The organism is Stenotrophomonas sp. YJH_SMC_32 (genome assembly GCF_059369975.1).
The window spans coordinates 56,106-76,949 of sequence record NZ_JCAFTE010000009.1 but is presented as its reverse complement, the minus strand read 5'-3'; the positions used below and the strand labels follow the sequence as shown (position 1 = coordinate 76,949).

The 20,844-nt window shown below is 63.6% G+C and carries 20 protein-coding genes; 11 read left to right on the top strand and 9 right to left on the bottom strand.

The window, feature by feature from the left end:
* Positions 1 to 43: 43 nt before the first annotated feature.
* Together AC5P7S_RS12670 and AC5P7S_RS12665 are read right to left on the bottom strand one after the other, a co-directional pair.
* Complete coding sequence (locus AC5P7S_RS12670; protein ID WP_262232843.1) at positions 44 to 1,546, bottom strand: P-loop ATPase, Sll1717 family; 1,503 nt, start codon at positions 1,544 to 1,546, stop codon at positions 44 to 46.
* 399 nt (positions 1,547 to 1,945) lie between these two features.
* On the bottom strand, positions 1,946 to 2,623 hold the full coding sequence (locus AC5P7S_RS12665; RefSeq protein ID WP_262232842.1) for a Rha family transcriptional regulator: 678 nt from the start codon (positions 2,621 to 2,623) through the stop codon (positions 1,946 to 1,948).
* Positions 2,624 to 3,223: 600 nt separating this feature from the next.
* On the opposite strand from AC5P7S_RS12665, the gene AC5P7S_RS12660 reads away from it, so the two are divergent.
* Positions 3,224 to 3,634 (top strand): hypothetical protein, encoded by a 411-nt coding sequence (locus AC5P7S_RS12660; RefSeq protein ID WP_262232840.1) that lies wholly within the window; start codon positions 3,224 to 3,226, stop codon positions 3,632 to 3,634.
* Positions 3,635 to 3,749: 115 nt separating this feature from the next.
* Here the strand turns inward: AC5P7S_RS12660 and AC5P7S_RS12655 are convergent, their stop codons facing one another.
* From AC5P7S_RS12655 to AC5P7S_RS12645, 3 genes are all read right to left on the bottom strand, one after another.
* Entirely contained in the window at positions 3,750 to 4,421 is a 672-nt protein-coding gene (locus AC5P7S_RS12655) for a hypothetical protein (RefSeq protein WP_262232839.1), read from the bottom strand.
* 1,787 nt (positions 4,422 to 6,208) lie between these two features.
* Positions 6,209 to 6,739: a putative periplasmic lipoprotein gene (locus AC5P7S_RS12650; protein WP_206780701.1), complete on the bottom strand. Its 531-nt coding sequence runs from the start codon at positions 6,737 to 6,739 to the stop codon at positions 6,209 to 6,211.
* A 358-nt stretch (positions 6,740 to 7,097) separates the two neighbouring features.
* Positions 7,098 to 7,499, bottom strand: coding sequence for a hypothetical protein (locus AC5P7S_RS12645; RefSeq protein WP_095377894.1), 402 nt, complete (start codon positions 7,497 to 7,499; stop codon positions 7,098 to 7,100).
* 582 nt (positions 7,500 to 8,081) lie between these two features.
* On the opposite strand from AC5P7S_RS12645, the gene AC5P7S_RS12640 reads away from it, so the two are divergent.
* Positions 8,082 to 8,852: a DUF3011 domain-containing protein gene (locus tag AC5P7S_RS12640; protein ID WP_095377895.1), complete on the top strand. Its 771-nt coding sequence runs from the start codon at positions 8,082 to 8,084 to the stop codon at positions 8,850 to 8,852.
* Positions 8,853 to 8,907: 55 nt separating this feature from the next.
* On the opposite strand, the gene AC5P7S_RS12635 is transcribed toward AC5P7S_RS12640, so the two are convergent.
* Entirely contained in the window at positions 8,908 to 9,357 is a 450-nt protein-coding gene (locus tag AC5P7S_RS12635) for a hypothetical protein (RefSeq protein ID WP_053498765.1), read from the bottom strand.
* Positions 9,358 to 9,632: 275 nt separating this feature from the next.
* Here AC5P7S_RS12635 and rocF point away from each other — a divergent pair, with 275 nt between their 5' ends.
* From rocF to AC5P7S_RS12620, 3 genes are all read left to right on the top strand, one after another.
* Entirely contained in the window at positions 9,633 to 10,553 is a 921-nt protein-coding gene (gene rocF, locus AC5P7S_RS12630; RefSeq protein ID WP_005420594.1) for an arginase, read from the top strand.
* Between the two features lie 163 nt (positions 10,554 to 10,716).
* A complete protein-coding gene (locus tag AC5P7S_RS12625) occupies positions 10,717 to 10,854 on the top strand; it encodes an entericidin A/B family lipoprotein (RefSeq protein WP_005407710.1) in 138 nt (45 codons plus the stop codon).
* A 207-nt stretch (positions 10,855 to 11,061) separates the two neighbouring features.
* Positions 11,062 to 11,283, top strand: coding sequence for a CsbD family protein (locus tag AC5P7S_RS12620; RefSeq protein WP_004153772.1), 222 nt, complete (start codon positions 11,062 to 11,064; stop codon positions 11,281 to 11,283).
* A 73-nt stretch (positions 11,284 to 11,356) separates the two neighbouring features.
* On the opposite strand, the gene AC5P7S_RS12615 is transcribed toward AC5P7S_RS12620, so the two are convergent.
* Complete coding sequence (locus tag AC5P7S_RS12615) at positions 11,357 to 12,157, bottom strand: hypothetical protein (protein ID WP_095377896.1); 801 nt, start codon at positions 12,155 to 12,157, stop codon at positions 11,357 to 11,359.
* Between the two features lie 108 nt (positions 12,158 to 12,265).
* Here AC5P7S_RS12615 and AC5P7S_RS12610 point away from each other — a divergent pair, with 108 nt between their 5' ends.
* The 4 genes from AC5P7S_RS12610 (at position 12,266) to AC5P7S_RS12595 (ending at position 16,914) form a co-directional block, all read left to right on the top strand.
* Positions 12,266 to 13,561: a tryptophan--tRNA ligase gene (locus tag AC5P7S_RS12610; RefSeq protein WP_065178978.1), complete on the top strand. Its 1,296-nt coding sequence runs from the start codon at positions 12,266 to 12,268 to the stop codon at positions 13,559 to 13,561.
* Positions 13,562 to 13,765: 204 nt separating this feature from the next.
* Positions 13,766 to 14,068 carry a hypothetical protein gene (locus tag AC5P7S_RS12605; RefSeq protein ID WP_032954673.1) on the top strand — a complete coding sequence of 101 codons (303 nt, stop codon included), beginning with the start codon at positions 13,766 to 13,768 and terminating at the stop codon, positions 14,066 to 14,068.
* 155 nt (positions 14,069 to 14,223) lie between these two features.
* Positions 14,224 to 15,156 (top strand): MBL fold metallo-hydrolase, encoded by a 933-nt coding sequence (locus tag AC5P7S_RS12600; RefSeq protein ID WP_095377897.1) that lies wholly within the window; start codon positions 14,224 to 14,226, stop codon positions 15,154 to 15,156.
* 105 nt (positions 15,157 to 15,261) lie between these two features.
* On the top strand, positions 15,262 to 16,914 hold the full coding sequence (locus AC5P7S_RS12595) for a M28 family metallopeptidase (protein ID WP_053498772.1): 1,653 nt from the start codon (positions 15,262 to 15,264) through the stop codon (positions 16,912 to 16,914).
* Positions 16,915 to 17,041: 127 nt separating this feature from the next.
* On the opposite strand, the gene AC5P7S_RS12590 is transcribed toward AC5P7S_RS12595, so the two are convergent.
* Positions 17,042 to 17,338: a hypothetical protein gene (locus AC5P7S_RS12590; protein WP_095377898.1), complete on the bottom strand. Its 297-nt coding sequence runs from the start codon at positions 17,336 to 17,338 to the stop codon at positions 17,042 to 17,044.
* A gap of 67 nt (positions 17,339 to 17,405) precedes the next feature.
* A complete protein-coding gene (locus tag AC5P7S_RS12585) occupies positions 17,406 to 18,740 on the bottom strand; it encodes an MFS transporter (protein ID WP_005420583.1) in 1,335 nt (444 codons plus the stop codon).
* A 223-nt stretch (positions 18,741 to 18,963) separates the two neighbouring features.
* Between AC5P7S_RS12585 and yedA the strand changes: the two genes are divergently transcribed.
* Entirely contained in the window at positions 18,964 to 19,869 is a 906-nt protein-coding gene (gene yedA, locus AC5P7S_RS12580; protein WP_005420582.1) for a drug/metabolite exporter YedA, read from the top strand.
* Positions 19,866 to 20,762 (top strand): EamA family transporter RarD, encoded by an 897-nt coding sequence (gene rarD / locus AC5P7S_RS12575; protein ID WP_065178981.1) that lies wholly within the window; start codon positions 19,866 to 19,868, stop codon positions 20,760 to 20,762. The genes yedA and rarD overlap by 4 nt, the downstream gene beginning before the upstream one ends.
* The last annotated feature ends 82 nt before the right edge of the window (positions 20,763 to 20,844 follow it).

The following is a 20,844-nucleotide window of genomic DNA, read 5'->3' as shown; positions in this document are numbered from 1 at the left end:
GCTCCGCCTCGGTTCGCCTCAGAGGTGGCGCTTCTGATTGAGGCTAGGCGGGATCAGCTTTTCCTTGAACCAGATTTAGTGCAGGTCGGTACAGGAAAGCAGCCCAGAAGGAGGGATTGGCCTTGTCACCAATCGTAGTAAAGAAGCCTACTTCGGAAAGGCGCTTGGCAATCCTGAATGATTCTTCGATAGGGATGCCCCAAAGCTTGCTCAAGCTATCAGTGGTTTGCTCGCACTTCTCTCCTTCGAGTTGATTCAAGTATTCCCGTAGTCCTGGGTACTCAGCGAGCAGCGTCTGCTCGTACCTGACCTTGGATACCTCAATGAGTGCTTCCTTGAAGGGCGCGCGTTCGAAGATCTGTGTGTCTTCAACGTCGGCTGCGCCTCTCTCGAATCGCAAAATCTGGAGCTTTCTGACAGCGCCAAGCAGATGAATCAGCTCGCGTGGAGCAGGATAACCAGTGCCATCAGTCGTTCGAGAGACCATCCACTCGAATGTTTGAGGATTCTTGCCAGAGTCGATCTTGTCTGGCGCCAGACTGTAGAAAAGCGCCTTCTGTGCATCGTAGTCCGAGCGAATAGCGTCGGGATCTACCCCGCAGTATTTGACGATGGATTCGTTGCTGAGAAGGCGCATCACGATAAGGTTGAGCAAACTCTCCGTAGACCAGGCAATGGTCAGGCTCTTCGTGATGTGGCTTGCTTCTGTAAAGCCGCCTTCGGTGATTCGTCTCCAGATGTCGTCTCGCACGAAAATCTTGAGCGAAATGTTTGAGAATGCCTTGATGTCGTTGTAGGCCCGGAATAGAGCACGCAAGGCATTGCGTTCTAGTTCAGGGGAATCTGCAAATGCGACGTCGAGTCTATCAAAGAGCAGCCAGAGCTTAAGGCCGGCGCCCTGCAGGGCGGTGTCGGCCATTTCGAGCAGCTCGTCTACAGGTATGTCGTCAAGACTCTGTTGTTCGGTTTTTGCTGCGAATTCCACTTTTCTAGAAACGCTTGGCGCCCCGGTGGCCGCATCGATGGTTAGCTCATATGCAACAGACTTGGCATCGCGATTGAGCCAGCTCTTCAAGTACGACGTAACTGCTTTGAAGATGGCGGGCAGACCAGTTGAAGTCGGGAGCAGACCGACCTCGCTAAGGCTAGATATGAGTGCGGTCGCGTTGCCGTCACGAACGTCATAGCTCCTTAGGGTGTTTGCAATCAGAGTGAGGCAGTAGAGCTTCCATAGGTACTGGAATGCGAGTTCCGACGGCGGGGGGGCAGAAACCACTGAACGAAAGACAGTCGCACCACGTACATTTTCACCTGCCGCGAGCAGAATTCCACGGTCAAAGAATTCGTTCTCGCGCTTGTTCAATAGCGTGTAGAGGGCGCTCTTTCCGGAGCCCTTGGGTCCATAGACTACGTCGACCTTCCCGGCCTCCATCTGACGCCACTGGTCAGTCTCGACAAAGTACTTCTCAAGCTTCTCAACCTCCTCTTCGGCGACGCGCTCGCCAATCTCCAGGCTGCGCAGCAGCGCCAATTTGTCAGGTGCCATAAGTTCCCTCTTAGTGTTGTGCGTCGTAACGCGAATAGCGTTGGCGTGATCGATCAGCCCGATTATCGACGCGTGAATGCTCAAATGCTACACGTCGCTAGATCTTACGGATTCACCCCTCGCTATCGGCCCGTGGCAGGCTCGACTTTAGCCGGCACGCAGATTGCGGTCTCTTCGGCACCACGGAGCTGTGGCCAAGTGCTCCTCAGACGCTGCCAGTTTTGTCACTTCGCGCCTGCCGTTGCTCAAGCCGATCAAGGCGACCCCAGTTTTCTTAGCTCAATCGTTAGCTCTCAAGCTCTCAGCGCGCACTTGCGTCCTTGTCACGCCCGCCACAGGGCGCAATACAGATTTAGACCGAGCTTCGTGGGGCCGCCAGACAGAGGGCGCAAGATAGATTCAGCGCTTCTGGGGCAAGCGGTTGCCGGTGGCCAATGGCTCAACTCCTAACGCTTCCATGGTGGGCATGGGGACGCCAAGGGTCGTGTTGACCTGATACAGCTGCCAATAGGCCTGGCGGCGTTCGTCCTGGTTGGCGGCGGTGCTCAACGCACGGGAGGCCTTGTAGGCCTGCTCGTGGAGCATCAGCTTGTCTTTGACGCGCAGTCGCCGTGCGAACTCTAGATCCTCAGCTAAGGGAGCCACGTAGGGCTGGCGCAGTCTAGCTTCCATCGCGTTGAACGCCGATATGTAGGCCAGCTTGAACGCAAGAGCCTGCTTGCCCGTGAAGCCCATCGCCAACAGGGCGAACCCGTCACGGCTTAGGTTGTAGATCGGATCGCGGCGGACGGCGCCACTTCCAATGCCGACCTCCACCTCTGCCGCTTCGAAGAATTCCTCGGGGACCATCAGCCCAATTTTGGGCTGATGGTCCTGAGCGTCTGATTGCTCATCCTCGTGAGCCTGGCTTTGCCACTGAAACTGCTCCCTCAAGTCGCTCAACAGGCTCTCTATGGCTCGCAGCACGTGGCTGTGGCGCTTGTCGAAGAATGCGGCCACGTCTGTGCTGGTGGTGAAGGCGCAGCCTGCGGCCGACACGCGGACAACTGGCATGGGGAGCTGATCGGTGGTGTTCATCTCCCCATTCTGCCCTTCGTCCCCTAGCGCGCGCACTCGTCTCCCCGCCACGCCTGCGCACTTCACAGGGTGCATTTTCTGCACTGCCTGCAGCGCGGCCCAGCCTCGGCCCTGTATGGCGTTCTCCGGGCTTCGCTTGCACCGGTCCGCCCTGCGGTTCCCTGCGCGGCAGGGGGTGTCTGCGTGGCGCCCTGTGGCCTCCTATGGGCACCTTCGGGCGGGGGCAATTTTTCAGGTGACCACGGGAACGAGGTAACCAGGTAACACGCGCATCCAAACAGCCTGTAAGTGACTGATGGAAAAGGAAAAATGGTGGTTACCTTTCGAGGTGATTTGAGGTAATTTTTCGATCCCTACAAAGTAATGTCATTGATTCATAAGGAAATTTGTTCGCGCCAATGTTACCTCTGAAGAAGGTAATGGGATTACTCAGAGGTTACCCTATTGTTACCTTGATAAATTCAATATAAATCATTGTTTTTAAAGGTGAATGGGGCGCTCTTTGCAGGGTGGTTACCTTTATTACCTCTTTCCCGTGGTCACCTGAAAAATTGCACCTTATCGCGCGTAAGGGGGCCATCAGCATCCCCACCGCCGTACATGCTCACGCCTGCAGCCCGCTCCCTTGTCGCAGCCTTTGCGACGGCCAGCCGTATCCTCCCTGCCATGCCGGTGCCCCCTGACTTCTACTGGACGACGCGCTCTGCCAGCCTCCCCAGCGAGGCACCGACGGTCATCGCTTGCAACGGCGTCTGGGTGGTTGCGATGGCGCAACGGGTCGGCGACGGGATCTGGATCGCCAGTCTTGACCGACACCGGCATGGCCCCGGCGGGCCGTTCCGCTGGTGTACCAGCTACGAGCAGGGCCGCGCCGGCGCCGAGATGTGGGTGACCAGGCACGAGGCGCGGCTGCGCGAGGATGTGGCCAAGATCAGTGCATACCGGGAGGCGGTACGTGCGAACCGGTTGGCCGGGCTGCACCTCAAGCCTCCCTTCGGCTGGGAGGGGTAAGCGCCTGCCGGCATTCGCTCAGCCGACCGGCTTCAGGAGCTGCTCGGTGTTGTTGCGTAGGACGTTCGCGCGATACGCGCACACGCGGCTGCCGATAGGACTGTCGGGGTGAGATCTAGCCTTTGGCCTGCATGCCGATAGCCTCCAAAAGCTTCCGACATTCCGCACGGACGTTACCTGCCAACTCTTCAAGCTGGGCATAGAGCCTATCGTCTGCAGGCGGTCTGCTGACGACTACCTCTCCTAGTCGGTCCGGGCGCTGGGCAATCCGCTCCACTTCACTCAGCCGTAGGTAGTAGGCAGCTTGGGCATCCTTAACCGCTTCGACCGCTCGACTGACTTCCGGCGAGCCGTATACGTTCTGCAAAAGTTCCATGCGGGACTTCTGCACTTTCGACTTTGACCCATGTTCGATCTGAAGATCGAGATACTGCCTGTAGGTGAGCTGGCCCTTTGCGAGTCGCAACCCCATGAGGCCGTAATTCTCAAGGGCGGATATCCAATGGCCAGATAGCTCGTAAAGCTCCTCAAGTCTGTCTCGCGTAATGCGTTGATTCTCGCGCTGTAGATCATGGGTCTGCTGCATCCGCAGTCTGAGATCGCTGCTTCGATTGTTCATGACAGCAAGCCAAATGGCTACAGCACCAGTCAGGATGGCACCAATGGCTACGCCTATGAGCTGACCATATGTTTGCAGCCAGCTAACGTCAGCCTTAGGCGCAGTCTCCACGATTGTTTGCACCGTTACGCTTGCCAGCAGCAAGCTGCTATGCAGCCACTCCACCATCCCTTTCTCTCCATCCAAGTGGGAAATGCGACCCCCACAAATCCATGTAGTGAGGGGACTGAGGCATGAGCATTACGCCGCCGGCTGCCTGGCTAGGAATAGTCAGCTCGATCAGAGCCGCTAGCTACTGGCCTGAAGTGCCGGGAAAATTGGCTTGGGCGTCCAGCAACTGCAAGTGTTCCACGATCAACGTCCGGGAAAATAGTGCAGCCTAAGTCCATGATTTTAAACCTAAGTCCAACTATCTTGTAAACAGTAGGTCATCCGTTCGATTCGGATAAGCGGCACCACCTGGGAAGCTCTGAAACGCCTTGAAAACAGGGGTTTCAACGAAAAAGGCCAGCGCAGTACGCTGGCTTTCCTGCGTCTGCCGTCCGTCCCTACGCTGACCTCAGGGAAGCAGACCCCTAGGAGGAACTAATGAGCTCGACTGAAGCCCGACAACCTCGCTTCTGATCTGCTGGCATCGGTCCAGCATCAAGTCGCCAGATGGAGCTCCAAGCCGGATGCTTCCGTCCGCCAGCAACGGATATGTTTCCAAGCGCACACGATAGGCCTCCTGCGAGGAGTATCGTACTGCCCGATCACCGAACTCGAGAGGGGCCCCCGGCAAGTCTTCTTCCGTAATGAGGCCGTTGATCCGAAGTTGCGCACACAGGCCCGCGTAGTAGGCACTTCTTTCGTCCAGTCCTCGGCGGTGTTTTGTAGCGTGGCCTAATGCGTGAAAGCTCTCGTGCGCAACCAAGTCAACCAAATTCGCGAAGGTTCTATGTTGATTACTGTAGACAGGTGCCACAAACGCAAGCTGCCTGCCCGTGGCAAAGCGGCCAAGCGATCTTGTTCGTACTGCCCCAGCAGTGCCTTCCGGCACAAGAAGGATTCGGTACCTGTTTGATGCTGCCGGTATCCATGACTCGGATGCCGCAGCCGCAGCATCGATACGTGCGCACACATCTGCGGCATCAAGCGCCAGCCCGTTCGCGATCTGCAGGTTGATCGTCCGCGCGGTGTTCGTGCAGCGGACGAGGTTCGTAGCGCCTACGGCGTTCTTCCCCGGTAGAACAGAAGTCGTATGGAAGTAACGGAGAGGGCCTAGAGGGACGGAAACAACTTCAGTGTATCCCGCTGAAGCAACCCCATTGGGAAGTGTGGTAGTCGCGCAGCCTGAAAGAACAATGGTGCAGACGCCAACCAGGAAGATTGCAATTGTGCGCATCTTGTCCCCACATGAAAGCGGGGCTGATGCCTCCGCTCCAGCGAATCGTGTCAGGTGTTCCACGACAACCAGGTCATCCGTTCGACTAGGATAATCGCCCCCATTCCCATGAGTCAGCGCCTCTTTGCGCTGCTCCAGGTACTCCCATTTGTTCGAAGGGCGGCAGAGCGGTTGCGTCGACGGCCTTACCTTGAGAATGCTGGCCCGTCCTGCGCATGAACCTGCTGCGCCGGCTGCTGTTCAAGATCTGCGGCCAACGCTTCAGCGCGATGAAGGGACTCTGCTTCAGGCAGGCGAAGCGCGTCCATCATATTCATGGTTCCACGGCGTTGGGCAGGATCGTCCATCGCTCCCTCGACGATGAATACTCTCTTGCCACGTGCAAGGGACTATCAGCCTGTGCAAGACCCGCTCGAAGTGTTGGGGATTTGGTCAGAAGCGATGCCAGCGAGGGATCAACCAAAGGCGAAGCCGGACGACGTGTTGCCCCTGGTCGGCCACTCTCCTGCGGCTGTGACAGTGCAGATTCTTCAGTACGCTCCATGGTGCGGCTCTTTCGCAATGACACGAATCAGCGCTGACTGATCGATACGTAGGTCAGCGTCTTGTGGTCAAGGGAGAGCCCGAGTACAACCTTGGCACTGTTCACCTGAGCAGACCAGTAAGGGCGGGAATCAGGCGCATCCGGGTGGGGTGGATACATGGCGGATTCTTCCCAGATGATTTCCTCGAGCGCGATGCTCGGTGGTGTGACCTCAAAGATCAAGGTCGCGTGCGTCGGATCGTCGGCAGGACTTCTCAGCGTGATGTTCTGGATACCAAGTCCGCCCAGCATGCCGCGTTCTGCGGTCCGCTCGTCCCTCAAGCCTTGTCGAGTCGGTTCTCCCAGGTGCGTGTGGAGCTGTTCATTCAATGCGTCGACATCATCAAAACGCAACTTGGTCAAACGCTCGATATCGTTCTTGAACCGCTCCATACCAGTTTGACTCCCTGATTCGACGGGCTGTTTTTGATTCAGATAATCTGATGGGGGCGGCGGCGCGGCGCTCGTACATGCTGCCAGCACAAGCGCCGGAATAACGATCGCGAGGCGACGACGCACTGCTATCCAGAGGTGGCGCCGAAGGCCACGTTTTGATGAAGAAGCGCATTTCTCGACCCATGCATCCATGAAAGCGTCTCTCGCGCCAATGTCACGCTCTTGAATCTAGCACAGCATCTTTTGACTGCGGATTGGGTCCGTGATCCGTGCCTTGGGTGTGCGCTTGCACGCCAGCGCAGCATAAGCACAGGCGCCGATCATGATGCGTCGGCGCGGCGCCGGTCGCAAAGGCGATGGAACGAAAATGAAGAAACCGCCATTCGCTGGTTTTCTCGTCCCAACCCGGTGAGTCAACTCACTGTATGGCGCGGGCAGATCCTTCGATCAATGCCGCACATACACTGCGACCGCAGCAGCCTCAGCTACGCACCTGCAACGCCACATACTCCGCCAGTCCCCGGCAGGCCAGCATCAGTCCTTCGCGCGTGCCGTCGCCGATGTCGTCTTTCTTTTCCCCGTCCACGCGCACGCGCTCGGCGGCGTGGTACAGCTCCAACAGCGACACCAGGCCAACCGCAGCGCGATCCCGGCGTGCGGCGGCCACGGCCTGGCCGGGTGTGCCGGTGGGCCCCTGCCACGGTTGTCCGTCGGCAGCATCACCGACGCGGATGCGCTGCAGGCAGCTGGGCAGGTTGATGGACGCAGGCGCTTCGTTCGCAGCGGCGAAAGCGGCTTCCAATGGCTGCGCCAGTTCGGGCGGCAGGCGCAGGGCGGCCTCGCCCAGGGTGGCGGTCAGGTATGGGTGAGGGGTTCTGGACATGCGGGCATCCTCGTCAGGAACAGAGGTGCCGCCACGGTAGGGTGGCGGGCGATGCGTGGCTTCCAAGACCGGGTCAACGAATCGGCGGGCACGAGGCCCCCACGCACCGCCCGCCGTCGATCGGCTAACGGATTGCCAGCCGGCGCCGCCCCTGAAAGGACGACGCCGGCTGGCAAGCGTATACATCGTTGACAACACGGGCTTGGAAGTCCCGACCACCTTTGCAGGTGGCGATTCATCATGCGCACGCGAAATCCCCGCCTGCCAGTCGTTTGTTTCGATGGCATCGGGTGATCTGAAAGGAAAAATGAATTATCGCGTTTGGCCCGTTTCGAGCATCGCAATGCCAGAAGCGACAGATTGCGCAGTGGCGCCATCAGCGAGAAATCTGCCCGAACCATCGCTGCCGCATGCCCTGAGCTGGCCCACGAAGTAAAGGTGACTTAACAGCCCGGGCAAGGCTCCACAGCTACCATAGCAAACACAAACGCCCGAATGCGCTGCCGGCTTTTTGATTCTCCTCACAGACCATTTGCAGACCCCCGACACATACTGGGGACACATGCCCTTCGGGACCCGCACATGCGTCGCCATGCCCTATCGCTCACCGTCGCACTGGTGTCCACCGCTTTCGTGGCCCCGGCCATGGCCGCCGTGCCGTTCTTCAACGCCAGCTGCCCGGGCGGCATCGATGTTCACGCAGACGATGGCGGGCCGGTCTACGTGCAGGGCCGCGAGACGGCGCTGAAGCGCTTCAACGACCGCTACTTCGAAGCGCGCGATGCCAACAGTGGTATCACGTTGTCGATCAGCCGCAGCGATGACGGCACGCCGCAGATCAGCTACACCGGCCGTGGCGGCGCCAATGGCATTTGCCAGGTCAGTAGCAGTGGTGCGCCTGCGCCCGCCGCAAATAGCGTTCGCCCTCGCGACGCTGCCGCCGGGGATGCCGCGCTACCCCGCGAAGTCACCTGCGAATCCACCGGCCAGCAGCAGGTGTCGTGCGATCTGAATACCCGCGGCAATGTGGAAATCGTGCGCCAGCTCAGCCGCACCCGATGCGAGGAAGGCAAGAACTGGGGCCTGTCCCGGCACTCGGTGTGGGTCAATGGCGGCTGCCGCGCGGTGTTCCGCAATGTGTCTTCGGTGACCACCCCGGCGCCGGCAGGCGATACCGCGTTGGGCGCCTGCAACATGCGCAAGGGCGCTCAGGGCGCGCTGGTCACCCAGATGCCGGTGGGCAGCGATTACCAGGAACTGATCATCGATTATCCCGATGGCCGTTTCCTGTGCATGATGCGCAACAACGGTCAGGTGCAGAGCCTGACGCCGGTTCGCCGCCGCGGCGGTTGAGGCGCGGCGGCGGCGTGTCTAAGGGGGCAGCGCGGTGCGCGTTGCCACCGTTCCGCTACTGCTGGTTCACCGGGTCATTTCCCTTCTTGTAGGTGTAGCCGGTGACGTCCCAGCCGCCGCCATGGCCGGAAGAGGGTTCCACCCAGGTGAATTCCCACGTCTGGATGGAACCGTCGGGAAGCAGGTTTTCCACCCGGTAGATCTCACCGGGAATGCCCTGGTCTGGCAGTTTTCCAGGTATCGATTCATCCGAGCGTGCAGACGCGCGGCCTACGGAGACTGCCTGTCGTTCCACCTGTACGTTGCCGTAGCCCTGCGGGGCGAACGACGGCTTCACCCGCTGCGCCACCCAGTCGAGTACCTGGCGTGCGCCTGCCGTCTGCATGGGATACGCATCGGAGGTCACCGTATGCGTGATGCGTTGCGAGGGTGCACTGGCAGCGGCGGGAAACAGTCCGCCCAGGGCAATTGCCAGTACCGCAAGTCCATTGAGTGCATGTTTCATGCGCGTGGTGCTCCATGATTGAGGAAGTGAGGCGGCACCTTCAGGGTGCCTGCGCAGCGTGGACACAACAACAGCCTTGCGTAAGAGGCGAAACCGACCGGGATGTGAGGTGGATCGCGGAAGGTCCAATTCCTGACGACCCAGCGCTGGAATGCCTGACCGGATACGGCTGGCAGGCCGCGGCGATCTGACCCATGCCCTGCTGCACCGCCGCGAGTGGTGTCACACAGCTCTGGCTAGACTGTGCTTCTTTTTCCGCACCGCAGGAGGCACCCATGGCCCATCCCATTTCCGTATCCCTGATTGGCGTTCCCACCGATGTCGGTGCGGGCCATCGCGGCGCACGGCTGGGGCCGGAGGCGCTGCGCGTGGCGGGCCTGCCGGAGGCGCTGGAAGCGCGCGGCGTGGACGTGCGCGACGTGGGCAACCTGGATGGCCCGCGCAACCCGTGGACTGCGCCGGTGGAGGGCTACCGCCACCTGGATGAGGTGGTGGCCTGGAACCGCGCACTGATGGAAGCCAGCTACGCCGAGCTGCAGGCCGGGCGCATGCCGATCATGCTCGGTGGCGACCATTGCCTGGGCATCGGTTCGATCACCGCCGTCGCGCGCTGGTGCCGCGAGCAGGGGAAGAATCTGCGCGTGCTGTGGCTGGACGCGCATTCGGACTTCAACACCAGTGATGTCACGCCGTCGGGCAACATCCACGGCATGCCGGTGGCCTGCCTGTGCGGCCTCGGCCCGGACGCGCTGACCCGTCTGGGCGGCAGCGCACCGGCGATCACCCCGGCGCAGATGCACCAGATCGGCATCCGCTCGGTGGACCCGGAGGAGAAGCGCCTGATCAAGACCCACAAGGTGGATGTCTATGACATGCGCTACATCGACGAGAACGGCATGAAGCGTGCCGTGGAAGCGGCGCTGGCCGGCATTGATGAGAACACCCATCTGCATGTCAGCTTCGATGTGGATTTCCTCGACCCCAGCATCGCGCCGGGCGTGGGCACCACGGTGCCGGGCGGGGTGAACTACCGCGAGGCGCAGCTGGTGATGGAAATGATCGCCGACACCGGGCGCATGGGTTCGCTGGACATCGTCGAGCTCAACCCCTTGCTGGACAAGCAGAATGCCACCGCCGAACTGGCCGTGGACCTGGTGGAAAGCCTGTTCGGCAAGTCCACCCTGATGCGCGACTGACCGCCCCCTGCTGAATGGATCGCCGAACCGTTCACGCCCGCTCCACGCCCCTGCCGCCAGATTGCACTTCACGCGGCGGCAGTGGGCATTGGTGCCCTCCCGCCGAGCGAAAGAATCCCATCCGCGAATGAAGCGGTATAGCGGCGAACCCAAGGAGAAGCCCATGAAGCGCGTAGTTGCCCTGATGCTGTTGTCGATGTTCTCGGTGGCCCTGCTGGCCGGTTGCAACACCGTGGCCGGTGCCGGCAAGGACGTGCAGAAGGCCGGTGAAAAGGTTGAGGATGCCGCCAAGGGCCGTTGAGCCTGAAGTGGAACGGAAAGCAAAAAGGCCGGGGGGATCTCCCCGGCCTTTTTGCTTGCGCGTTTCTCTGCAGCGTACGTGTCGAAGCGTAGTGAACCATTCAAGCAGGTGAGCGTGCATTTCATTGCCGGTTGACCGGTACTCAACAGCGACTGCGCGAAGCTGGAGCCACGGTAAGAACGCCGTTGCAACCAAGGACTCCCAGCAATGAACAAAGACATCATTTCCGGCAAGTGGTCGCAGCTGAAGGGCAAGGCCCAGGCCAAGTGGGGCGATCTGACCAACGACGACTTCGATGTGGCCGAAGGCAATGCCGAGTATCTGGCCGGCCGCCTGCAGGAACGTTATGGCTGGGCCAAGGACCGCGCGGAGAAGGAAGTGCGTGAGTTCCAGGACGCGGTGAGCAAGGACTACCCGGACTACAAGTAAGCGCTTCGGTTTCCCCCACATCACGACGCCCGCACCGTGAGGTTGCGGGCGTCGTGTTGTCTGCGCGGGACGATCAGCGGGCCGGAGGGTCCGGCACGTAGCGGTTGGGGAACGCCTGCGGTTCGCGCGGCAGGCGCGAGGGCGCATCGACCAGGATGCCGCGCGCACGCAGGTTGCGGGCACTGTCGTAGCGCAGCTGCAATACCTGTGCAGGGCTGCGGCTGGCACGTTCGAAGTCGGTGTCGCGTACCGAGGATTGCTCGCGTGCGCCATGGCCGGTACCCAGCGCCGGGGCCTGCGACTTGCTGGCGAAACCCTCGATGCGGCTGGCACTGGCGTCGGCCGCCGCTTCGGCCTGTGCGGCTGGAGCCGGCGGCGGCAGGCCACGGCGCAGGATCGGCTCGGGGCGCCAGCGACGTGCTTCCTCGAACACGGCCACGCCGACCACACCGATGTTGTCCGGGCGGCCGGTGCGGCTGGCATAGCTGCCGCTGGGGCTGCTGAACACGAATTGCGCCACTTCGTCCTGGCTCTTGCGCCAGCCGGTGATGTCGGCGCGCTGGCCGGGATTGAGCACGTAGCCGGTCTGCGAGGGATCGGCATCCTCGCCGGAGATGGCGTTGACGCCGTCCACCGACAGCACTACCAGTACCCGGCGAGGGCTGTCGTTGTGCAGGCGCACGGCGTAGCGGTGGCCGCGCTCGCCGGCCACCCAGCGCTGGCCCTCGGCAGGGTAGCTGCGCAGTTCGGTGCCGCGGTCGCGGTCGACCAGGGCCATGCGCACGGGGCCGCCGTCGTACACCGGCGGCGGCAGGGGAGCCGGGCGGAAACCGGCCAGGGGCAGGATCAGCAGCAGGGGCAGCAGGCGTTTCATCGGGCGTCTCCAGCGGGGTTGCGTGAATGAACGCGCCGCAGGCCCTGACGGGGTTGGTGGCGTGCAAGGTAAACTGGCCCCGTTCATCGAAGGTTACCCCACGCAGTCATGACGACCCGAGTCCTTACCGGCATCACCCCCTCCGGCACGCCCCACCTGGGCAACTACGTTGGCGCCATCCGTCCGGCCATCGCGGCCAGCCGCGCGCCGGGGATCGAGAGCTTCTTCTTCCTGGCCGACCTGCACAGCCTGATCAAGTCGCAGGACCCGCAGCGCACCCAGCGCGCGACCCTGGAGATCGCGGCCAGCTGGCTGGCCTGCGGCCTGGACCCGGAACACGTGTGGTTCTACCGCCAGAGCGACATCCGCGAGACCACCGAGCTGATGTGGTTCCTGACCGCCATCGCCAGCAAGGGCATCCTCAACCGCGCGCACGCCTACAAGGCGGCAGTGGACAAGAACCGCGAGGAAGGCGTGGACGAGGACGCAGGCGTCAGCGCCGGTCTGTTCATGTACCCGGTGCTGATGGCCGCCGACATCCTGATCTTCAAGGCCAACCAGGTACCGGTGGGCCGTGACCAGATCCAGCACATCGAGATGGCACGCGATTTCGCCCAGCGCTTCAACCACGTGTACGGCAAGGAGTACTTCCCGCTGCCGGACGTGGTGATCGATGAGCAGGTGGCAACGCTGGCGGGCCTGGATGGCCGCAAGATGAGCAAGAGCTACCACAACACCATTCCGCTGTTCGTGCCGCGCGAGGAGCTGAAGAAGCTGGTGTTCTCGATCCTGACCGACTCGCGCGCACCGGGCGAGCCGAAGGACACCGAGGGCTCGGCGCTGTTCCAGATGTACCAGGCGTTCGCGACGCCGGAACAGACCGCGGAATTCGCCAGGGCCTTCGCCGCCGGCATCAGTTGGGGCGACGCCAAGCAGCAGCTGTTCGAGCGTATCGACAGCGAGCTGTCGCCGCTGCGCGAGCGCTACAACGCGCTGATGGCCGAGCCGGAGAAGATCGAAGCGCTGCTCAAGCGCCGTGGCCAGCAGCTGCGCGAGCAGCTGGCGGCACCGCTGCTGGACGAGCTGCGTCATGCGGTGGGCCTGCGTGACCTGTCCAGTGCCGGTGACATCGCCAGCGAAGATGCCGGCGTGGCCCGCGTGGCGCCGCCGCAGTTCAAGCAGTACCGCGAAAAGGACGGCCGCTTCTACTTCAAGCTGACCGCCGGTGACGGCACGCTGCTGATCCAGAGCGAAGGCTTCGATTCGCCACGCGATGCCGGCCAGTTGATTGCGGTGATCAAGCAGGCCGAGCAGGGCGACCAGTTGCAGAGCGAGCTGTTCAAGCTGGAAACCGAGGTGGACGCCGTGCTGGCCGCCCTGGCTGCGTTGCGCGAAGCGGCCTGATCGCCGGGCCTGCCTGCCCTTTGTAGAGTCGAGCCATGCTCGACCCGGCTCCGCCTCTGTAGAGCCGAGCCCATGCTCGGCTGGGTAGCAAAGCAGCCGAGCATAGGCTCGGCTCTACAGGGAAGCCCCCCGCCGGCACGACCGTGGCACAGCACCCATGGCATGATGTCCGCGCGCCTCTGGCGCGATGACATGGAGTCTGCGATGGCCTGGTTGTCGCTGCTGCTGTTCCTGCCCTGGTTCCTGCTGCTGGGCAGCCTGTACTGGCTGTTTCCGCGCCAGCCGCGCAGCGCGCGGCGGCGCCTGTTCGATGGCACCACCCTGGTCGTGGCGTTCGCGCTGAGCATCGTGTCGATGCTGTGGGGCTACCGCATTGGCGTGGTGCAGCCCGGCGCCGGCCCGATCTGGCCGCAGGTGCTGGCGGTGCTGTATGCCTATGGCGCGTTCCTGGCGGTGCTGGTGCTGGCGTTGCTGCTGCGGCCACGGTTCGGATTGCGCTCTGGCTGATCGGTAGTGCCGGCCGCCGGCGGCACATGCATTCTCCCGGCCATCCCGAGGTTGCCGGCCAGCGGCCGGCACTACCCGACCAAAGCCGCATCGAACCCGGACCGCCTGCGCGCCTACCATGGGCGTCTGTTTCCGAGACTGCCAGGTGCGTGCCGATGACCGCCGATCCCAGCATCCACACCATCGATACCGGCTTCCAGCGCCCGGACTTCGACGCGGCCTACCTGATCGTTGAAAAAGGCCGCGCGGCCTTCGTCGACTGCGGCACCGGCCTGTCTGTGCCGGCGATGCTGCAGGCGCTGGTGGACGCTGGCCTGGGCGTGGATGCCGTGGACTGGCTGCTGCTCACGCACGTGCACCTGGACCACGCCGGCGGCGCCGGACTGCTGATGCAGCAGCTGCCCAACGCAAAGGCGGTGCTGCATCCGCGCGGTGCGCCGCACATGATCGACCCGATCCGGCTGATTGCGGGTGCGACGGCGGTGTACGGCGCCGAAGAGATCGCGCGCAGCTACGGCCGCATCGAGCCGATTCCCGAACACCGCGTGGTGGTTGCCGAAGACGGCCACCGCATCGATCTCGCTGGCCGCGAGCTGGCGCTGCTGCATACGCCGGGCCACGCACTGCACCATTATTGCGTGTGGGATGCGCGCAGCCGCAGCTGGTTCACTGGCGATACGTTCGGCATCTCCTACCGCGAGCTGGACAGCGCGCAGGGCGCTTTCATCTTCCCGACTTCCTCGCCGGTGCAGTTCGACCCGGAGGCGATGAAGGCCTCGATCCGACGCATGCTGGGCTACGGCCCGCAGGCGATGTACCTGACCCACTATGGGCGCGTGCAGCAGGTGGAAAAACTGGCTGCGGACCTGTTCGAGCAGATCGATGCGATGGCCGCGATCGGCCGCCAGTGCGATGGCCGCCCGGACCGCCACCGCTGCCTGCTGGCGGCACTGCAGGCGCTGTACCTGGAACGGGCGCAGCAGCATGGTTGTGCGCTGGACGATGCGGCGGTGATCACTGTTCTGGCGATGGACATCGAACTCAACGCGCAGGGCCTGGCCTGCTGGCTGGACCGCATCAGCAGGTAGAGTCACGCCCTGCGTGGATGACGTGGGCCCAGGCTGCGCCGTGATGTCACGACCACGTTACACTCTGGTGACTTCCAAGCTAGCCGTGGTACTGCCGTGAATCCGATGCGCGTGTTGCTGCTGTCGTCCTGCCTGTTTGTCGGTGGCCTGGCCCATGCGGCCAACGACCTGCCGGGTGGCGGCATCGATCCGCAGGCACTGTCGCGGCATGTGCGTGTGCTGGCGTCGGATGAGTTCGAGGGCCGCGCACCGGCGACCGAGGGCGAAGAGCGCACGGTGCAGTACCTGATCGAGCAGTTCCGCAGCTATGGCCTGCAGCCGGGCGGCGTGGACGGCAGCTGGGTGCAGCCAGTGCCGCTGGTGCGCGCGCAGCTGGAGGGTGAGGCCAAGGCCAGCCTGTCGCTGAAGCAGGGCAAGCGTGCGCTGGCCAATGGCGTGGACGTGACCCTGCAGAGCCTGCAGCCGCGCAAGCGCGTGCAGATCAAGGATGCACCGTTGGTGTTCGTCGGCTACGGCATCGACGCACCGGAACGCCACTGGAACGACTACAAGGACGTGGACCTGCACGGCAAGATCGCCGTGGTGCTGATCAACGACGCCGACTTCGAGGCCGACGCGCCGGGCGCGTTCGATGGCAAGGCGGTGACCTACTACGGCCGGTGGACCTACAAGTTCGAGGAAGCCGCACGCCGGGGTGCCGAAGGCGTGCTGATCGTGCACGAGACCGCGCCGGCCGCGTATGGCTGGGCCACGGTAAAGAGCTCGGGCACTTCGCCGCTGTTCGACATCGAGCGCGGCCACGCCGAAGCGATGGCGCAGCACACCCCGCTGCGCGGCTGGATGCAGCGCGAGCTGGCCGAGGCGATCTTCGCCGACGCCGGCCTCGACTTCGATGCGGAGAAGCGCAAGGCGATGCGTGCCGACTTCCGCCCGGTGGCACTGGACAACGCGAAACTGAGCGTGGATTTCGCGCTCAAGCGCGAGCAGGTGGTGACCCGCAACGTGGTCGCCAAGCTGCCCGGTGGTGAACATGCTGACGAGGCCGTGATCTTCTCCGCGCACTGGGATGCGTTCGGCATCGGTCAGCCCGACGCCAAGGGGGACCGCATCCGCCGCGGTGCGATCGACAACGCCACCGGCGTGGCCACGGTGCTGGAGCTGGGTCGGGTGTTCGCTGCCGGCCCGCAGCCACAGCGCACGCTGTACTTCGTGGCGCTGACCGCTGAAGAGAAGGGCCTGCTGGGGGCCAGCTACTATGCTGCGCACCCGCTGGCGCCGCTGGACAAGACCGCTGCGGTGCTGAACATCGAGATGTTCAGCCCGGATGGCCCGACCCGCGACATTGCTTCATGGGGTAAGGGCCGGGTGTCGTTGGAAGGCGATCTGGAGCGCGTGGCCAAGGCCCGTGGCCGCAGCTACAGTCCGGACCCGAACCTGGAAGCCGGCTTCTTCTACCGTGCCGATCATTTTGCCTTCGCCCGCCTGGGCGTGCCGGCGATCACCATCGGCCCGGGCCTGGACAAGCTGGACGGTGGCGTTGAAGGCGGCCGCGCGCTGCGCGAAAAGTACTTCGCCGACTGCTACCACCAGGCCTGTGATGCCTGGACGCCGAGCTGGGACCCGAGCGGCCACGCTGCCGACACGCTGCTGGTCTACGACCTGGGTGCCGAGCTGGCCAACAGCCGCCGCTGGCCGACGTGGGAAAAGGAATCGGAGTTCCGCGGCGCGCGCGACAAGAGCGAAGCGGCCCGCCGCTGAGGTAGTGCCGGCCGCTGGCCGGCAACTCCCTGCTCTTTCCGGAGGTTCATGAGGTTGCCGGCCAGCGGCCGGCACTACCAAAGGAATGTTGAGTTGCCGGCCAGCGGCCGGCACGACCGGGTGTTCGTCAGCGCCGGCGCAGCAGCTTCCACGCGCCCCAGCCGCCGGCGACGAGCGCTGCCAGATAGCACGCCACCATCGTGCGCAGGCCAACCAGGGGTGCCGGACTGACACCGCGATGCAGCCGCAGGTGCAGCGAGCTGTGGCCGCTGCCCAGGTCCATCGCCAGCTGCAGCGCCAGCGCGGCGCAGAACACCAGCAGGGCGACCCCGAACCCCGTGCGCGGCCACGTGGCCTGCGCGTTGGGGCGGCGCAGCACCCAGGCCAATGCCGTGGCTGCGGCCAGCGTCACCGCGATCCACATCAGCGCGGTGGCGGGAGACGTAGCGGCCACCGGCATTGCACCAGTGGCCGCGATCACGGCAACGCGCTTACTTGCGGGTGCCGTCGAGCCAGTTCGGGCCCTTGTTGGTAAGGAAGAACACATAGACCACCAACGATACCGCGATCGTGGCGGTCACGTAGATGGCGAACCAGTCGACGTGGCCGGTCTTCAGCGCGCCCTGGTACAGCAGCGGGGCGGTGCCGCCGAACAGCGAGTTGGCCAGCGCATAGCCCAGGCCCACGCCCAGTGCACGCACGTGGGTGGGGAACAGCTCGGCCTTCACCACCGCGTTGATCGAGGTGTAGCCGGTGAGGATGACGAACGCCAGCGCCAGGGTCAGGAAGGCCAGGGTGGCGTCATGCTGGTGCGGCAGCTGGGTGATCAGGTACCAGCTGTACAGCACGCCGCCGACGCCGAAGAACACCAGCAGGGTCTTGCGGCCGATGATGTCCGACAGCCAGCCGCCGACCGGTTGCAGCACCATCAGGAAGGCCAGCACGCCCAGGTTGATCAGGGTGCCGGTCATCGGGTCGTTGCCGGCGAAGGCGCTCTGGATCATCTTCGGGCCGTTCACCGAGTAGGTGTAGAAGGCCACGGTGCCGCCAGCGGTGATCAGGAAGCACAGCAGCAGCGGCCGCCACTGGTGCACGAACAACTCATACATCGAACCGGACTTCTTTGCCTTGCCCTCGCGCGCGGCCTCAATCGACGACTCCGACAGCGATTCGTCCATGCCCCGGCGCAGCCAGAACACCACCACCGCAGCGATGCCACCGATACCGAAGGCGATGCGCCAGCCCCACTCGGAGATCTCCGGCTTGCCCCAGAAGGTCAGCATCAGCAGCAGGGTCAGCTGGGCCAGCACGTGGCCGCCGACCAGGGTGACGTAGTGGAACGAGGACAGGAAGCCGCGACGGCCCGGAATGGCGGCCTCGGACATGTAAGTGGCGCTGGCACCATACTCGCCGCCAGTGGCGAAGCCCTGCAGCAGGCGTGCGAACAACAGGATCACGGCGGCCCAGATGCCGATGCTGGCGGCGGTGGGGGTGATGGCGATGAGGAACGAGCACAGCGCCATCAACGTGACCGAGACGGTCAGCGCCAGGCGGCGGCCGTGGCGGTCGGCGAAGCGGCCGAAGAACCAGGCGCCGATCGGGCGCATCAGGAAGGTCGCCGCGAAGATCGCCCACACGTACAGGGTGGAGTTCTTGTCGTCCGGCGAGAAGAACTGCGATTCGAAGTACACGGCAAACACCGAGTACACGTAGACGTCATACCACTCCACCAGGTTGCCGGCGGAGCCTTTGAGGGTGTTGGAGATCGACCGCCGCAAAGCGGCACGGTCGTTCGCGGGGACAACAGGTTGGGACGTGGTGCTCATCTGGGTGGAAATCCTCGATGCGGCGCGTCCGTGCGCAGGGAAAACGGCGTCCGGCCTTGGGGCGGCGCGGCCGGGCAGCCCTCTTGGTACTGCATCGGCCGTCAACACGGGGTAGCAGACCAGAGCAGGGTGCATGGATGGATGACAGCGTGCCACCGTATGGGGTCCCGGACCATACTCAAAACGTCCTAGAATCCGCCTTCCCCCGGCTCCCTGGTGTGTCATGTCGGCTCCCCCCTCTTCGTCTGCGGCTGCCCCCCGGGGTGGCCTTGTCGCGCTGGCACTGCTGCTGGTCTACGTGGTCTGGGGCTCGACCTATCTGGGCATCGCCAAGGCCCTGCACGGCGGCGCACTGCCGCTGACGATGGTCTCCGGCAGCCGCTTCATCATTGCCGGCGGCCTGATGTTCCTGGCCTTGCGCCTGTTCTGGAAGCTGCCGAACCCGACGCTGCGGCAGTGGCGCAACCTGGTCATCATGGGCGTGACCATGCTGGTGCTGGGCAACGGCATGGTGGTGCTGGCCGAGCGCGAGGTGTCCTCCGGCCTGGCCGCCACGGCGGTGGCCTCGGTGCCGCTGTGGATGGCGCTGTTCTCGGCGCTGCGCGGGCAACATGCCAGCCGTGGTGAGTGGCTGGGCATCGCCATCGGCTTCCTCGGCGTGGTCTGGCTCAACGCCGGCAGCAGCCTGACCGGCTCGCCGACCGGGCTGGTGCTGCTGCTGATCGCGCCGATCGGCTGGGCGTTCGGTTCTGTGTGGGCACGCGGCCTGGACCTGCCGGGTCCGTTCATGACCGCGGCCGGGCAGATGATCTGCGGCGGCGTGCTGCTGGTGCTGATCGGCCTGGCGGTGGGCGAGCGCCCGACCACGCTGCCCGATACCGGTGGCCTGCTGGCGATGGCCTATCTGTGCGTGTTCGGCTCCATCGTCGCGTTCACTGCCTACGTGTGGCTGCTGCAGAACGTGCGCCCGGCACTCGCGGGCAGCTACGCGTATGTCAATCCGGTGATCGCGGTGCTGCTGGGCGCGCTGCTCAACGGTGAGCGCTTCGGTTGGCGCGACCTGCTGGCGATGGCGGTGATTCTTCTGGGTGTGGTGGTGCTGACAATGGCAAGGACGAGAAAGAAGTGAGCATGGACGAGAAAGAACAACGCCGGGGCCTGCTGGTCACTGCATCCACCTTCGTGATCTGGGGCCTGGTGCCGGTCTATTGGCACCTGCTCAACGAGGTGCCCTCGTTCCAGATCATCGCCCACCGCATCATCTGGAGCACGGTGCTGGTGCTGGGTTGGCTGTTGATCAGTGCGCGCCTGGGCTGGTGGCGGAAGATCGCCGCGCAGCCGCGCGCGCTGCCGATCCTGCTGGTGTCGAGCCTGACCATCGCGTTCAACTGGGGCCTGTACATCTGGGCGGTCAACGCCGGTCATGTCATCGAGACCAGCCTGGGCTACTTCATCAACCCGCTGGTGAACGTGCTGCTGGGCGTGCTGGTGCTGAAGGAACGGCTGCGCCGGCTGCAGTGGGTAGCGGTGGCAATGGCGGCGGTGGGCGTGGCCTGGCTGACCATCGATGCAGGTACGCCACCGTGGATCGCGCTGGGCCTGGCCTGTTCGTTCGGCTTGTATGGCCTGCTGCGCAAGCTGGTCTCGGTCGACCCGGTGGCCGGCCTCGGCGTGGAGAGCATGTACCTGTTCCTGCCGGCGCTGGCGTTTGCGATCTGGGCCGAGAACGGCCACGGCGGTGCGTTCTTCCATGGTTGGGGCTGGCGCAACGACCTGCTGCTGATCTTCGGCGGCGCGGTCACCGCAGTACCGCTGATCGGCTTCGCCTACGGCGTGAAGCGCATTCCGCTGTCGCTGGTCGGCATCCTGCAGTACATCGCACCGAGCCTGCAGCTGCTGCTGGGTGTGTTCTTCTTCCATGAGGCATTCGACACTGCCAAGGCGATCGGGTTTGCAGCGATCTGGGCTGGCCTGGTGCTGTTCGTCGGCGACAACATCCGCACGATGCGCGCCAAGCGCTAGCGCCGGCGGGGATCCGACCCTGCTTCCACGCAAAAAAGAACGGCGCCCCGAGGGGCGCCGTTCTGCTTCCATCCACGGCCAG